16 protein-coding genes are annotated in these 14693 nt (G+C 69.7%); 9 read left to right on the top strand and 7 right to left on the bottom strand.

Features of this window, described 5'->3' with window-relative positions; genetic code table 11:
* Positions 1–28 precede the first annotated feature (28 nt).
* Positions 29–877: an SDR family oxidoreductase gene (locus KDK95_RS05315; protein ID WP_212516873.1), complete on the top strand. Its 849-nt coding sequence runs from the start codon at positions 29–31 to the stop codon at positions 875–877.
* 41 nt (positions 878–918) lie between these two features.
* Here KDK95_RS05315 and KDK95_RS05310 read toward each other — a convergent pair whose 3' ends face one another.
* Positions 919–1569: a class I SAM-dependent methyltransferase gene (locus KDK95_RS05310; RefSeq protein WP_212516872.1), complete on the bottom strand. Its 651-nt coding sequence runs from the start codon at positions 1567–1569 to the stop codon at positions 919–921.
* Complete coding sequence (locus KDK95_RS05305; RefSeq protein ID WP_212516871.1) at positions 1560–2069, bottom strand: hypothetical protein; 510 nt, start codon at positions 2067–2069, stop codon at positions 1560–1562. The genes KDK95_RS05310 and KDK95_RS05305 overlap by 10 nt, the downstream gene beginning before the upstream one ends.
* A gap of 174 nt (positions 2070–2243) precedes the next feature.
* On the opposite strand from KDK95_RS05305, the gene KDK95_RS05300 reads away from it, so the two are divergent.
* Positions 2244–3554, top strand: a complete 1311-nt coding sequence (locus KDK95_RS05300) for a sensor histidine kinase (RefSeq protein ID WP_212516870.1) — start codon at positions 2244–2246, stop codon at positions 3552–3554.
* The gene (locus KDK95_RS05295; protein ID WP_212516869.1) at positions 3542–4204 is read left to right on the top strand and encodes a response regulator; all 663 of its coding nucleotides are present in this window, start codon (positions 3542–3544) and stop codon (positions 4202–4204) included. Before KDK95_RS05300 ends, KDK95_RS05295 begins: the two co-directional genes overlap by 13 nt.
* Before the next feature lie 97 nt (positions 4205–4301).
* On the opposite strand, the gene KDK95_RS05290 is transcribed toward KDK95_RS05295, so the two are convergent.
* Positions 4302–4859 carry a TetR/AcrR family transcriptional regulator gene (locus KDK95_RS05290; protein ID WP_212516868.1) on the bottom strand — a complete coding sequence of 186 codons (558 nt, stop codon included), beginning with the start codon at positions 4857–4859 and terminating at the stop codon, positions 4302–4304.
* Between the two features lie 91 nt (positions 4860–4950).
* Here KDK95_RS05290 and KDK95_RS05285 point away from each other — a divergent pair, with 91 nt between their 5' ends.
* Positions 4951–6072 carry a zinc-binding alcohol dehydrogenase family protein gene (locus KDK95_RS05285; RefSeq protein ID WP_212516867.1) on the top strand — a complete coding sequence of 374 codons (1122 nt, stop codon included), beginning with the start codon at positions 4951–4953 and terminating at the stop codon, positions 6070–6072.
* A 43-nt stretch (positions 6073–6115) separates the two neighbouring features.
* On the opposite strand, the gene KDK95_RS05280 is transcribed toward KDK95_RS05285, so the two are convergent.
* A complete protein-coding gene (locus KDK95_RS05280; RefSeq protein ID WP_212516866.1) occupies positions 6116–7591 on the bottom strand; it encodes an aldehyde dehydrogenase in 1476 nt (491 codons plus the stop codon).
* A 181-nt stretch (positions 7592–7772) separates the two neighbouring features.
* Here KDK95_RS05280 and KDK95_RS05275 point away from each other — a divergent pair, with 181 nt between their 5' ends.
* A complete protein-coding gene (locus KDK95_RS05275; protein WP_212516865.1) occupies positions 7773–8324 on the top strand; it encodes a TetR/AcrR family transcriptional regulator in 552 nt (183 codons plus the stop codon).
* Between the two features lie 40 nt (positions 8325–8364).
* Here the strand turns inward: KDK95_RS05275 and KDK95_RS05270 are convergent, their stop codons facing one another.
* Together KDK95_RS05270 and KDK95_RS05265 are read right to left on the bottom strand one after the other, a co-directional pair.
* The gene (locus KDK95_RS05270) at positions 8365–9210 is read right to left on the bottom strand and encodes an MBL fold metallo-hydrolase (RefSeq protein WP_212516864.1); all 846 of its coding nucleotides are present in this window, start codon (positions 9208–9210) and stop codon (positions 8365–8367) included.
* Positions 9211–9321: 111 nt separating this feature from the next.
* Positions 9322–9753, bottom strand: a complete 432-nt coding sequence (locus KDK95_RS05265) for an Rrf2 family transcriptional regulator (RefSeq protein WP_212516863.1) — start codon at positions 9751–9753, stop codon at positions 9322–9324.
* Positions 9754–10403: 650 nt separating this feature from the next.
* Here KDK95_RS05265 and KDK95_RS05260 point away from each other — a divergent pair.
* Positions 10404–10661 carry a MerR family transcriptional regulator gene (locus tag KDK95_RS05260; protein WP_212516917.1) on the top strand — a complete coding sequence of 86 codons (258 nt, stop codon included), beginning with the start codon at positions 10404–10406 and terminating at the stop codon, positions 10659–10661.
* A gap of 108 nt (positions 10662–10769) precedes the next feature.
* Here the strand turns inward: KDK95_RS05260 and KDK95_RS05255 are convergent, their stop codons facing one another.
* Complete coding sequence (locus KDK95_RS05255) at positions 10770–11453, bottom strand: response regulator transcription factor (protein ID WP_212516862.1); 684 nt, start codon at positions 11451–11453, stop codon at positions 10770–10772.
* A gap of 216 nt (positions 11454–11669) precedes the next feature.
* Between KDK95_RS05255 and KDK95_RS05250 the strand changes: the two genes are divergently transcribed.
* From KDK95_RS05250 to KDK95_RS05240, 3 genes are all read left to right on the top strand, one after another.
* Complete coding sequence (locus KDK95_RS05250) at positions 11670–12710, top strand: zinc-dependent alcohol dehydrogenase (protein WP_372463265.1); 1041 nt, start codon at positions 11670–11672, stop codon at positions 12708–12710.
* Between the two features lie 154 nt (positions 12711–12864).
* Positions 12865–14061, top strand: coding sequence for a sensor histidine kinase (locus KDK95_RS05245; protein WP_212516860.1), 1197 nt, complete (start codon positions 12865–12867; stop codon positions 14059–14061).
* A gap of 205 nt (positions 14062–14266) precedes the next feature.
* Positions 14267–14644 (top strand): hypothetical protein, encoded by a 378-nt coding sequence (locus tag KDK95_RS05240; RefSeq protein ID WP_212516859.1) that lies wholly within the window; start codon positions 14267–14269, stop codon positions 14642–14644.
* The last annotated feature ends 49 nt before the right edge of the window (positions 14645–14693 follow it).

The raw sequence follows: 14693 nt of genomic DNA, 5'->3' as shown, positions 1-14693 counted from the left end.
CCGCTGGAAGCATGAGGTGAGGAGCACCATGATCGTCATTACCGGAGCAACCGGCGCTTTGAACGGGGCTACCGTCGAACACCTGCTCAAGCACCTGCCCGCCGCGCAGATCGCGGTCGTCGCGCGGGACACTGAGAAGGCCCGGCCCTTCGCCGAGCGCGGCATCGCGGTCCGGCACGGCGACTACACCGCCCCGGACTCGCTGCCCGAGGCGTTCGCCGGCGCGGACCAGCTGCTGCTCGTGTCCTCGAGCGATCCGGCCGCCGACGCGGTCGCACTGCACCGCTGCGCCATCGACGCCGCCGTGAGCGCCGGCGTCGGGCGGGTCCTCTACACGAGCCACCAAGGCGCGTCACCCGACACGCCCTTCCGGCCGGGCCGCGACCACGCCGCGACCGAGCAGATCCTCGCCGAATCAGGGCTGGCATGGACCTCGCTGCGCAACGGCTTCTACATGCACAGCCTGCAGTGGCTCCTCGGGCCGTGGCGCGAGACGGGCGTCATTGCCGTGCCAGCCGAAGGACCCGTGTCATGGACCGCGCGCAGCGACGCCGCCGAGGCCGCAGCGGCGATCATTCTCTCCGAGGGAGCCTACGACGGCCCGGTGACCATCACCGCGAGCAGCGCACCCACCTTCGAAGACATCGCAGGTATCGCCTCGGACGTCACCGGCCGAGCCGTCCGCCTCGAAATCCTCGACCCGGAGGACTGGGTGAAGGCCCAGACGTCCGCCGGCACGCCGGAGTTCATGGCCCGCTTCCTGCTCGGCATGTACCAGGCCGCCGCGGGCGGCTTCTTCGCCGGCACCGACCCGGCCCTGCGCACGCTCATCGCCCGCGAGCCGCAGACCGTCCGCGATTACCTCGCAGAGGCCTGATCACAGCTGCGGCGCGGACTCCGGCTCGCCTCGAGGATGCGTCAGGCCGCGGCGCAGGGGCGGAATCGGGCCAGATAGGCCACGCTCGGGCCCCGGCGGGCGGTCAGGTGCAGGCCCTCCGTGTCGGCCAGGCGGTGCAGTCGGCCGAACGGGATCCAATGCCGGTCGAAGAACTCGCCCACCACCAGCCGGCCGCCGGGCTTGAGCACTCGGGCCGCCGCGGCCAGCACCCGGCCCGGTTCGGGGATCTCGCCCAGCGCGGTCACCAGGTAGACCGCGTCGAAGGTCTGGTCTTCGAACGGAAGCTCGCGGGCGTCGGCGCGGTGCGGGCGGACGACGTCCAGTGCCTTCTCGGCAGCTCGGCCCATGACGTGGTCCAGCATCTCCTGCTGGATGTCCACGATGTCGAGCCGGCCTTCCGTGCCCAGTTGCGGCGCAATGTGCAGTGTCTGCAGGCCGGTGCCCGGGCCGATCTCGAGCATCCGCTCCCCGGGCCTGGGCTGCAGGACCTGGTCAAGGTCCGCCTTGGCCAGGAACGGCAACTGCAGGTCCAGCAGCCGGCGTTGGGCGTAGGGGTAGGGCGCCTGGTCGGTGAACCACCAGGCGCCGGCGGCCAAGGCGGCGAGCCCGGCCGCGGCCGTCAGGCCGGTTCGGCGCGAGGCCCGGCGGGTTGCGGCATGGGTCAGAGACATCTCTGCTCCTCCTGCTTGTCTGTTGTTCCGGCGGTCTCGGCCGCCGGGGGGAAGGGGTGGCGGGTCAGCCGCAGCGCCAGCGCGGCGCAGGCGATGGCTATCGGGACCTCGGCGAAGACGGCCATCGCGATCGCGATGAGCAGTTCGCCGCGCGATGCGGCCGAGGTCAGATCGAGCCAGGCGTCGGTCAGCAGCAGTACCGCGGCGGCGGTGGCCGCCAGGACGCACCGGTTGTCCGCGCGCAGCAGCAGCCAGCCGGTGGCGAACAGGGCCAGCGCCTCGCTGCTGTCCACGCCCACCCAGGCCAGCGCCCAGTGGCAGTCGGTGGCGCCGGCCGGCAAAGTGCGAGACAGGAAGAGCACCCACGGGATCATGAGCAGTCCTGCCGCGACGTACGCCCGGCCGAGCCGGATGCGCGTGCTGCGGGATCCCGGGCCGACCGGGCCGCCGGACCGGGCCGGACACCGGAGCCGATCCGGCTGATTCAGCGTGCCGAGCATGACAGTGGTCTCCTTCTCGCACCGCCCGATCGTTCGGGCCGGGAACCACTCTGGCCGCCGCCGGCCGGTGAATCAGTAGCGTGGCTTTCCGTCTTCGGGGTGGTGCTGGGTACAGGTGCAAGCGGTAGGCAGCGTCATGGACCAACGATGATCAGGCCTTATACGGTGGGCTCCATGAGCTCCGGCATCACCCACACCGAAACGAGAGCGAGAGCGCTCCGCAGCGTGCTGGCCGGCCCGTGGGGCCGCCGGGCCTGGCGCGACCTGGGGTTCACCGTCCTGTCCGCGGGCCTGAACCTGCTTCCGCTGCTCGTCATGGCGCTACCGTGGATCCTCTTCCCGCCGATCTCGTTTCTGGCCGTGCTCACCTGCGCGTTCGTCTCGGTGGCGGCGGCGGTGGCGCTCTGTCCGTGGCTGACGGTGCTGCGCCGGGGCTGCTTCTACGAGGTGCTCGGGGTGCGGATCCCGAAGCCGCCGACGATCGAGCGGTCCCCGGAATCCTCCGGCGGTGTGTGGTCGGCGCTGCGCGATCACCTGCGTTCCCCGCGCACCTGGCGGCAGGCGTGCTACCACCTGGTCGTCGGGCCGGCCGTGAACCTGCTCGGCCTGCTCGGCGCGCTGGCCTGGGGCGCCGCGCTGACGTACCTGGCGACGTCCGCGGTGTTCTGGGTGCTCGTGCACGTGTTCGGCATGACGGAACGCCTCGTCTGGGCCGGCGCGGAGCTCTGGATCGTGCTGCTGTGCGCGATCCTGGTGTATCTGGGCCCGTGGATCGTCTCGGTCGCGGTGCGGGTGGATGCCCGGGCGGCCTCCGAACTGCTCGGCCCGAGCCGGGCGGAGCAGTTGGCCCAGCGGGTGGCGAAGCTGACCGAGAGCCGGGCCGGCGCGCTCGACGCCGCCGACGTCGAGCGCCGCCGGATCGAGCGCGACCTGCACGACGGCGCACAGCAGCGGCTGGTCTCGCTGGCGATGAACCTCGGCCTGGCCCGGGCGACCCTGGCGGACGAGCTGTCGGAGCCGGCCCGACGGGCTCTGCAAGAAGCGCACGAGGAGGCCAAGGAGGCGCTGACCGAGCTACGGGAGCTGGTGCGCGGGCTGCACCCGGTGGTGCTCGAAGACCGTGGCCTCGACGCGGCGCTGTCCGGCATCGCCGCGCGCTCCCCGGTGCCGGTGCGGCTGACGGTGGACGTGCCGCGCCGGGTCTCGTCCACGGTAGAGGCCGTCGGGTACTTCATCGTCTCCGAGGCCCTGGCCAACGCGAACAAGCACGCCCGAGCCACGGCCGTCCAGGTGGACGTGCGCTTGGACGGCACGGTGCTGCGGATCACGGTGACGGACGACGGGATCGGCGGCGCGCAGGCGAGCCGGGGCACCGGCCTGACCGGCCTGGCGCAGCGGGCCGCGTCGGTGGACGGTAGCTTCGGGATCAGCAGCCCGCTCGGCGGCCCGACGACGATTAAGGTGGACCTGCCATGCGAACCGTGATCGCCGAGGACTCCGTCCTGCTGCGCGCCGGACTGACCAAGCTGCTGGAAACCACCGGATTCGAGGTGGTGGCAGCGGTGCACGACGCGGACGCGCTGCTGACCGCGGTGGAGCAGCACCGCCCGGAACTGGTGATCGTGGACGTGCGGATGCCGCCGTCCTTCACCGACGAGGGCATCCGGGCGGCCCTGGTGATCCGCCAGCAGTGGGCTGACGTGGCCATCATGGTGCTGTCTCAGTACGTCGAGGAGCGCTATGCCGCGGAACTGCTGGCCACCCGGACGACCGGCATCGGCTACCTGTTGAAGGACCGGGTCGCGGACGTGGAGGTATTCCTGGAGGCACTGCGCCGGGTGGCCGCGGGCGGGACGGCTCTCGACCCGGAGGTGGTGGCCCAGCTGCTGCTGCGTCGCCACGGCCGGCCGACGGACCGGCTGACCGCCCGGGAACGCGAAGTGCTGTCCCTGATGGCCGAAGGCCGCTCCAACGCCGGCATCGCCGAATGCCTGGTGGTGAGCGAAAGCGCGGTGGCCAAGCACATCAACAGCATCTTCACCAAGCTGAACCTCTCCGCAGCCGAAGGCGACCACCGGCGGGTCCTGGCAGTGCTCCACTTCCTGGACGGCACGGGCGCCGCCGACCGGAGCTGACTTGACCGCCGGCCGCGGGGGCTGATCCCGGCTGATTCTCCGTCAGGCCTCAGGATCACGGCATGGTCTTGAGGTTCCTGATCTTCCTTGGCTCCGCTCAGCTGATGGCTAGATGCATGTCGGCCAGCGATTGCCGCATCAGGGTCGCGAAGTCCGCGGTGATGTCGTCGATCCACGCATCGTAGGCGGCGGTGAACACGGCGATCGCCGCCTGCGCCGAGAACAGGGCGATTCTGCCCGGTACGAGGCGATCCTCGAGCTTCTTGGCGATGACCCTCGCCAGGGCTGCCATTTTGATCAGTTCGCGTTCCTGCAGCTCGGGTGAGGAGGCGATGACCTGGCGTCGGGCACAAGCCGCCTCGCCGTACCTCGTCAGGTCGAGGCCGCCGCGGGTCAGGGCCTGCACGGCCGCGTCGAGGGGCTTCGCGTCGGCGTGGACTTCGGTCAGGTGTTTGACGATGTCCGCTTCGAACGCCGCGGCTCCGGCGAAGATCACCTCGCGCTTGTCGGTGAAGTGGTTGAAGAACGTGCGTTTGGTCAGTCCCGCCCGCTCGGCGATCTCGGCGACCGTCACCTCGGCGTACCCGCGTTCCAGGAACAGCGCCACGGCCGCGTACTGCAGCCTCTCCACCGCGTTCGGCTCCCAACGTCCCATGGGTCCAGCCTAACGGCTGTTGCACTTGGTGCAATCACATGTGAGACTGTCATTGCACCAAGTGCACTCACTCATCTGGAGGGACGCCCTCGTGACCACCAATTCCGCCGCCTGGATCAACGCCAAGCACGCCCGTCTCGAAGTGGGGCCGGCGGCCTACCCGCGGCCGGGCGATGAGCAGATCGTCATCCGCAACCACGCCGTGGCCGTCAACCCCCTCGAGTGGTTCATCCAGGTCGCCGGCAGCCTCGGCTATCGGTGGCTGACTTACCCGACGGTGCTGGGTTCCGATGTGGCCGGCGAGGTCGTCGAGGTCGGAGCCGCGGTGACCCGGTTCCGGGTCGGCCAGCGGGTGCTGGGCCACGCGGTCGGCACGGACAAGGACAGCAACAGTTCGGCCGAGGGAGGCTTCCAGCACTACACCGTCGTGCTGGAGCGCATGGCCTGCCCGATCCCCGGTGAACTGTCCTTCCAGGACGCCGCCGTCCTCCCGCTGGCGTTGTCGACCGCGGCTGCCGCCTTGTTCCAAACAGACCAGCTGGCGCTGCGGCACCCCACGGCGAGCGCGGAGCCGACCGGACAGACGCTCCTGGTCTGGGGCGGTTCCAGCAGTGTGGGCAGCAACGCCATCCAGCTGGCCGTCGCCGCGGGCTACGAGGTCATCACCACGGCCTCGCCGCGTAACTTCGACTACGTCAAATCCCTCGGGGCTGTGCAAGTGTTCGATTATCATAGTCCTAACGTCGTGCCGGACATCGTCGCGGCGTTCGCCGGTCGCCGGCTTGCCGGCGCGATCGCCATCGGCGAGACCGGCGCCGCCTCGTGCGTGCGGATCGTCGGGGCCTGCCGGGGCAACAGGTTCGTGTCCATAGCCACCCCGCCGGTGTCCTTCGCGACGCTCGCTGACGGTGACCGGGGCCGATTCGCGGTTCCCCGGCTGATCTGGCGCCTCGTGACCTCCAATGTCGCGCTGCAGGTCAGGGGGCGTATCCGGCGTACGCGGATGAAGTACATCTTCGGAACCACGGTGAAATCGAACGAGGTCAGCACCGCGATCTACCGCGATTACCTCCCGGACGCCCTGGCCGAAGGCCGCTACGCCGCCGCGCCGGCTCCGATGGTCGTCGGGCACGGGCTGGGGGACATCCAGCACGCCATGGACATCCAGCTCAAGGGTGTCTCGGCGGCGAAGGTCGTCGTCACCCTGCCCTAGCGGCCCGGTCAGATCCTGCGGCGGACTCCGAGTTCGATGCGGTTCAGACCTCTGAGGCCGTCTGGGGCTGACGTGGCCGGGTGATCGACTTGTGCTCGACGTAGCCGGTGAGCCCGACCTTGCCGTACTCGCGTCCTATGCCGCTGGCCTTGTAACCGCCGAAGGGTCCGTCGAAGCTGATGGGGGAGCCGTTGAGGGTGACGGTGCCGGTGCGCAGCCTGCGTGCGACGGCTAGGGCACGCTCGGGATCGGCGCTCCAGATGCCGCCCGAGAGACCGTATTCGGAGTCATTGGCGATGCGGACGGCGTCGTCCTCGTCGTCGTAGGCGATCACGACCAGGACCGGTCCGAAGATCTCCTCCCGGGCGATACGCATGGAGTTCTCGACGTTCGCGAAAAGCGTCGGGGTGACGTAGTTGCCCTTCTCCAGGCCCTCGGGTACCTGCGGGCCGCCGGTGACCAGGCGGGCGCCTTCCGCCACGCCGGTGTTGATGTAGTCGATGACGCGCTGCTGCTGGTCGGGGCGGATCATCGGGCCGATGAAGGTGTCCGGGGCGGTGGGGTCGCCCACCTTCAGCGATTCGATCATGTGCTGGAGCGCGGTGACGACCTCTTCGTAGCGGCTGCGGGGGGCCAGGATGCGGGTCTGCAGAATGCAGGCCTCGCCGTTGTTTCCGAGCGAGCCGAAGCGCAGGCTCTGTGCCGCGGCGTCCACGTCCGCGTCGTCGAGGATCAACGCGGCGGACTTGCCGCCGAGTTCCAGGCTGACCCGCTTGAGATGGCCGCCCGCGATGGAGGCGATGCGCCGGCCGGCTCGCGTCGAGCCGGTGAAGGCGATCTTGTCCACGTCCGGGTGGGAGATGAGGTACTCGCTGGTCGCGCGCTCGGCCGGCAGGATGCTGAGCACACCGGCGGGAAGCCCGGCCGCGTGCCAGAGATCGGCCAGCAGCATCATGCTCAGCGAGTTCTCCGGCGAGACCTTGAGGACGACGCAGTTGCCGGCCAGCAGCGCCGGGACGAGCTTGGCGGTGGCGGCGGAGAACGGCGAGTTCCACGGGATGACCGCGGCGACCACGCCGATCGCCTCACGGCGCACGATCGTGTCGAAGGCCACCGACGGATCGGAAGGCTCGAGGACCTCCTCCCAGCCGAACTCCTCGGCCGCCTTGAGATACGCGCCGACCTGGCGGGCCAGGAAGGGCTGGCCGGCCTTGGTGAACCAGCCGGCCGAGCCGTTCTCGGCGGAGATGGCCGCGGCGATCTCGTCGGCGCGGGCGGCACGCAGCGCCTCGTAGCGCCGGATGACCTCCTGTCGTTCCTCGGGCCGGGTGCGCGGCCAGCGGCCGTGGTCGAAGGCCTTGCGGGCCGCGGCCACGGCGGCGTCCACGTCCGCCGGCGCGGCCTGGGCCACCCGGCCCAGGACCGACTGGTCGTGCGGGGAAAGGATGTCGAGCATCAGGTCCGGGTCGCTCGGCGCGACCCATGCGCCGCCGATGTAGAGCTTGTCGCGAACAGTCATGTCTTGCCTCTCAGTGCCTCGTCGAACGTGCCGGGGATTGTGGACCGCCTCCCATGCCACTACTCCAGTGTAGGTGTTATCGGGATAACTGCAACACTGATGTCGCAGTAAAGATCTGACCTGTATCACACAAGTGGGAGCTGGCCCTACAACCACATCGACGCGGTAGCATGGGGCGGTCATGAGAGCCGATGCCGCACGAAACCAGTTCTCGGTCCTGCGTACCGGGGCCAGCCTCCTGGCGGAGGATCCGAGCACGCCGATGGCGGCCATCGCCGCCGCCGCGGGCGTCGACCGGACCACTCTTCATCGCCGGTTCGCGAACCGCGAGGCGCTGCTGCGCGCCGTCTTCCAGGCCAAACTCGACTCGGCCGAACGGGTGCTGGACGAAGCGCGGCTGACCGAGGCCCCCGTGCCGGTCGCTCTGCACCGCTATGTGGAGGGGATCGTCCCAGTCAGTCGCGAGTGGCCCCTCGACACGCGCCGCATGATGGAGACGGACCCCGAAGCCAGTGCGCGCCGGGAGGCGCAGAGCGCACGCCTGAGTGCTTTCATCCAGCGCGCGTGCGATGTCGGCTATCTCGGCCCTGGCACCGACCCCGCCTGGGCGCGCGTCGTCCTCGACGCGCTCGTCGACAGCGTCGCCCACCGTTTCCCCGAGATGGATCCCCCACGGGCGGCCGACCTCGTCGTCGACACCTACCTGCGCGGCTTCGGCCCGTCCGACGGCTGACGTCCGCAGGGGGCCATCCGGAGCGGGGGGCAGATCGCGCTTATGCCGTCACGGCCTTCGCGGAGTTCCAGAGGACTCCGCGGTTGAGCCGGCCGGGGTAGCGGGCGGCCATCGCGTCGTAGAGGTCCTGGTAGCCGGACGCGCTTCGGGCGGCGGAGTCAAAGTCCTGGATGTAGCGGCGCGTGCGGGCGATGTCCTCGGGATCGTCGTGGTCGCCGTCGCGCTTGTGGCCGGAGACGACGGCGGTGGGGGCGAGCTTCTCGATGGTGTCGAGTGCGGCGAGCCAGTCGCCGCGTCCGGTGCCCTTGGACTCGGCGAGGTAGAGGTGGACGTCTCCGTAAACGGCGTCGCCGGCCACGACCAGGCCGATGGAGGGCACGTGCAGCGCGGCGGAGCCGTCGGTATCGGCGTGGCCGAGTTCGATCGCGTGCAGTTGCTCGCCTTCGAGCTCGATCACCCCGTCGGCGCCGAGCGGCTCGGCGATCAGGTGCTTCTCGGAGATCTGGCCCGGGAAGCGCGGGTCCCAGAATCCGCCGAACCAGCGTGGACCGTACTGGGCCTCCATGTGTTCGACCACGCCCGGGGTGGAGACGAGCCTTGCGTCCGGGAAACGCTCGAGGATCGCCGGGGCGCCGAAGAAGTGGTCGCCGTGAGCATGCGTGACGAAGATCGTGGTGACGTTCTTGCCGGTCGCGGCGACCCACTCGGCCAGCGCGCGGGACTCGTCGATCGTCATCAGCGGATCGACCAGCACGGCGTCGTGCTCACCGTGGATCAGGGTGGAGGCCGTGGGCGACCACATTCGCCGCGCCTCGCCCGGAGGCAGGTCGTCGGAGACCGCGGGCTTCGACGGTGCCACGTATACGGAGTACTGCAGGGTAGTCATGAGTGCTCCTGAAAGGGGTCGGTCCTCGGCTGCTGCCGGAGGAAGTCCGTTGTAACAACTACTGTTACGTCAACGAGTACGGTTCACTGCGCCGCCGCAGCGCCTGCGCCGCTAGGGTGCGGAGAGGGACTCGCCGAGTACGTCGGCTACGCTCGTGCGGCCCAATTGCGCGCGCAGTGCCGCTTCGGCGTCCTCGTAGACGGGTGTGAGCGCCGCGCGAATGCCGTGCCCCACCGGGCACCGCTGGTTGGGGGCCGCGGCATGCAGCGCGAACAGCGGCCCGCCTTCGACCGCTCGATACACCTCGGCCAGGCTGATCGACTCCGGCGCGCGCCTGAGCCGCCAGCCGGCCCCCGCACCGCGCCGGGACTCGACGAGGCCCGCCTCGCGCAACTCGCCGAGCAGTCGGCGGATCACCACCGGATTGGTGTTGACGCTGTTGGCGATCTGCTCCGACGTGGCCACCTCGCCGCCCATGCGCTCGTTCAGCCCCATCCAGGCCAGCGCATGCGCGGCGATGGTGAGCCTGCTATTCGCTCCCATCTCCCACCTCCTGTCGTAACCATATCAGTTACTACAGGCCGGTCAAGAGTGGCGGCCACTCGGCGGCGGCGTCCGGCTGACCAGCGCCACAGAAAAACTATCCCCGGCGGGGTAGATTTTCCATGACGGGTCGGGTAAGGTTCTGGTCGTAGGCAGAGAAGAAAGTCTGGCAGGCGCGGCAGAGGACGAACTGCCCGCAGGTAATGGCAGACAGTGGTACCCGGATCGTGGTTTGGTCCGGCAGCAGGACAGCCCGACGTGGCGGGACCGGCAGTGCCTCAGGGCTCCGGCAGGGGCTGGCGGTACAAGTAGTTGCAGGTAAGTGGTAATTGGAGGAGAAGGGAAGGGAGACACCGTCTGATCGCCCCGGCGAGGATGTTCCGGGTGTAGCCGCAGTCCCATCGGAAGAAAGGTGGTCTCCGGTCACGATTGAGCGATCCCCGCGCCCCTGTTTCGTCAGGCGGCTCACGCGGGTCGTTGCCTACCGACTCTCCCCCCCCGGTCGGTAGTCGGCAGATGGTGTAAACCAACAACCCCTTTGGGCCCCGGTGCTGCGGCGCCGGGGCCCTCGACCGTGTGAGGTGTGATTGGGAACCGACAAGCCCGATGTCGCGGACAAGTTCGACGACGAGGACTACCCCGCGTACACGATGGGCCGCGCGGCGGAGATGATCGGGGCGACCCCCGGCTTTCTGCGCAGCCTCGATGAAGCAAAGCTGTTCACCCCGCAACGCTCGGCCGGCGGACATCGCCGTTACTCGCGCTACCAGCTGCGGCTAGCCTCGCGCGTGCGGGAACTGGTGGACTCGGGCACCGCCCTGGAGGCGGCGTGCCGCATCATCATCCTGGAAGACCAACTCGAAGAGGCGCTTCGCATCAACGCCGAACTGCGCCGCGAACAGACCTGAGGCGTCCACGGCGCAATCCCGCCGCTGAGGTGTCCACGGCGCGAACCCGCCGCGCGGATGAGAGCGGGCCGCACGGGAAAAGGGGCCTCGCGCCGGCGCACCTCGCGGTCAGCGGGCTTCCGGGCCGCCGAGCGAGTAGCCGAAGCCGCGTCGGGTGCGGATGAGCGCGGGCTCCCACCGGTTGACCTTGCGCCGCAGCCGCGAGACGAGCTGCTCGATTGCGTTCTCGCCTCGCACCTCGCCCCAAACGTGGCGGCTGATCTGCTCCTTCGAGACCACGCGCTCGGCGTTGATCAGTAAGTGGCGCAGCAGCCGGTACTCGGCCGCGGTGAGGTCGAGCACGTACTGCCCGCGGCGAGCAAGGCAGGCCGCATCGTCGAGGACGAGGTCGCCGTACCGCCGGGTCGGTGAACCGCGGCCCGCCGGCTCCCGGAGCAGCACCTGCGCCCTGGTCAGGATCTCGGGGATGCGCAACGGCCTGGTGACGTAGTCGGCATCGCTGAGCGCGAGTTCGCCTGCGACGACGGGCAGGCTCTCACGCGAGGCCAGGAAGAGCGTCGGGAGCCGTTGCGCGTGCAAGACGCGTAGGCGGCGACCGAGCTCGACGAGGTCGGATGCTCCGGCGTCGAGGATCACCAGTCCGAAGCTGTGCCGGGCGAGCAGGTCCGCGGCCTCGGCGCCGGACCCTGCTTCGAGATGCCGGTAGCCGGCGAGGTCGAGGACCGCGGAGAGCAGTTCGACCTCCGCCGGATCTTCGATCGCGACCAGAACCCGCGATTTCGCGTCCTGCATAGGCGCCGGCCCTGTGTCGAGGCTTCCCCGCATCATGGGGCATCCACTCGGGTGACCCACGCCGAGATGTGTGGCCGACCCACCGGGTAAATCAAGGTGGCTGCGGAGGGTGAAGAGCGCACACCGACACGATAGCAGGTGATTACTTGACTCAAGCAAGCTAATATGCTTGCCTATGTCAAGCAAATCGAGGAAGGGGTCGCCATGAGCACCACGATGAGGTCCGTGCAGACCGCCGGGACGAACGCCGTCGAGGTCGTCGAGACCCCGCGGCCCGCTCCCGGACCGAACGATGCCCTGCTGCGGGTCCGCGCCTGCGGGATCTGCGGCACCGACACCGCGTTCCTGCACATGGGCGGCTTCCCGAAGAACGCGCACCTGGGCGGCGAATTGCGGCCCATCGTCCTCGGCCACGAGCCCGCAGGCGAGGTCGTCGAGGTCGGTGGCGCGGTCACCGATCTGAAGGTGGGCGACCGCGTCGTGGTCAACCCGCAGTCCGGGCACTCGGGCATCATCGGCTGCGGCGGATCGCAGGGTGCGCTGAGCGAGTACCTGCTGCTTGAGGACGTGGCCGTCGGCAAGAGCGTCGCGAAGTTCCCGGAGACCGTGCCGTTCGCGGTGGCGTCGCTCAATGAGCCGATGGCCGTCGCGCTGCACGCCGTGAACCGTTCGCAGGCCAAGCCGACCGACGCGGTGGTCGTGTTCGGTGCGGGGCCGATCGGCCTCGGTGCGACGATCTGGCTCAAGCTGCGCGGTGTCCGGCACGTCGTGGTCGCGGACGTCATCCCGGAGCGACTGACCAAGGCCCTCGAAGTCGGCGCCGACGCGGTGATCAACTCGGCGACCGAGGACGTGACGGCCCGACTGAAGGAGCTGCACGGCGAGGCCGCCAACGCGCTCGGCCAGCAGCGCGCCGGAACCGACGTCTACATCGACGCCGCCGGCGTTCCCGCCGTGATCAACGCGGCGGTGAACAGCGCCAAGTGGCACGCCAAGCTCGTCATGGTCGCCGTGCAGAAGCCCACGGACAAGCTCGACCTCGGCGGCATGCTGCGCAGCGAGCTGACGCTCATCGCCTCGCAGGGCTACCCGACCGAGATCTTCGAGGTCACTCCGCAGCTCGTCGAGCATCATGAGCGCTTCGCGAAGATCATCAGCCACGAGGTCCCGTACGCCGAGGTCGAGCGCGCCTTCGAGCTGGCGCTCACCCCGGGCGCAGCGGACAAGGTCGTCGTCACGCTCGGCGGCGAGGACTGACCTCGGTCGCGAAAACAGCCGTCGCGCTACTGCAAACGCAGTAGCGCGATGTCTGCGCGCGCACGACGACGGCGAGGCGGGCGGCGGGAGATGCTTGGGTGACACCGCGCATCGCGCTGCCTGCCAGGAGGAGAACATGGATCGACCGCCGCGAATGGAGAGTCTCACGACCGCGGCGTGGCGGCGGTTCCAGGACGAGCATCCGCACGTGATCGATGGGACGGTCGCCCTGCTGCTGTTCGGCATCTCGTTCCCCGGCAGCGTGCTCAGCTCCACGGGCCACCGGCCGCCCCACCCGTGGTGGATCGGCGTCCTTGTCACTGCGGTCGCGTGCGTCGCGCTCATGGGGCGCCGCAGCCATCCCACGGCCGTCGCGGCGGTTGCGTGCGCGAGCGCCGTGGTCGTGACGTTGCTGGGTTTTGAGCCGACCGTGCTGCTGCTCGGCCCCGCGATGTTCGCGCTCTTCACGCTCGCCTACCGGACGAACCGGCGGATCGCGAACACCGTGACCTTCACGGTCGCCGTGCTCGTGGCGGTCATCGCCGTGATCGTTCACCCGCACACGACCGTCAATCTCACGGTCGTCGCGCCCGTCGCCATCCTCGTGTTGCCGACCGCGTTCGGCACGTCGAGCCGGCATCTGCGCGCCTTCCTCGACGAGGCGCGTGCGCGGGCCGAGTACGCCGAGCGTACGCGTGAGGAGGCGGCTCGCAATCTGGCGGCCGCGGAGCGCGTGCGCATCGCCCGTGAACTGCACGACGTCGTCGCCCACCACCTCGCAGTGGCGAACGCCCAGGCGGGCGCGGTCGCGCACCTGATGCGCGGCAACCCCGAGCAGGCGCACGGGATCGCCACCGAGCTGACCAAGACCACCTCGATGGCGCTGCGCGAGCTCAAGGCCACCGTCAGCCTGCTGCGCCAGGTGGGAGAGCCTGAGGACCTGGAGCCGGCGCCGGGCCTCGCGCAGCTCGAGGCCCTGACCTCCGCGCTCGCGGCGGCCGGTCTCGCGGTCACGGTCACCACCGAGGGTGCCGAGCGCCCGCTGCCCCCGGGTACCGACCTGACTGCGTACCGGATCATCCAAGAGGCGCTGACCAACGTCACCAAGCACGGGCCGACCAGGGCGGCGACCGTCCACCTGGCCTACCGCCCCCTGCTGCTGACGATCTCGATCCTGAACGGCGACGACGGCGTCGCTCCTGTCGCCGCAGCCCCGAGCAGCGGATACGGGATGGTCAGCATGCGAGAGCGCGCCCAATCGGTCGGCGGCACCCTGCGCGCAGGACCGCGCGCCGGGGGCGGGTTCGCAGTAGTCGCCGAGATCCCGCTGCACGCCCACCCCATCCCCTAAGGCCGGCCAACGGTTCTCTGCGGCCCTCGCGACTCATGTCGCGGGGGCACGGGTTTGTCAGGCGCGATGCAGCTCCGTGTGCCGCAGTGGCAAGCCCTGTCTACTGCGAACTCAGTACTACCGATTGTCTGCGCTCGCACGACGACTCTGACCTGCCGCTCAAGAAGACTGTGAGTGTGCCCAGGTCGAACACATGGAGTCGGTCATGAAGAAGTTTCTCGTCAATTTCACGCAGTGGACGCTGTTCGCCGCCGGGATCGCGGCGTGCGTCGGTGCGAGCCGCGTGCTGCACGGCGACGGAGCGCACGCAGCGACCTTCGGCGGCATCGCGGTCTCCCTGTTCTTCGGTTTCCTGGTGATGCGCAAGGATCCGCTCAAGTCCTTCCTCGCCACCCGCCCGGTGATGTGGTTCTTGTTCCTGTTCAACGGCACCGTCGCCGTGTTCGCCGGCCTGTTCGTGCACGGCGCGCAGGGCGTCGGCACGGCCATCGGCATGGGCCTGGTCTCGATCGGCGCCGGCAGCGGCCTGCTGCGAGGGCGCACCGAGAGCGCGGGCCGCCACCGAGGTGTGGATCCCGCATAGTCCCCCGGCCCCGCAGGGTGCCCCCGCGGCTTCGCGCCGCGGGGGCACC

The sequence above is a fragment of the Actinospica acidithermotolerans genome (assembly GCF_018139625.1).
Taxonomy (GTDB): Bacteria; Actinomycetota; Actinomycetes; order Streptomycetales; family Catenulisporaceae; genus Actinospica; species Actinospica acidithermotolerans.
The sequence above is the reverse complement of the archived record's forward strand: the minus strand, read 5'-3'. Positions and strand labels throughout refer to the sequence as shown.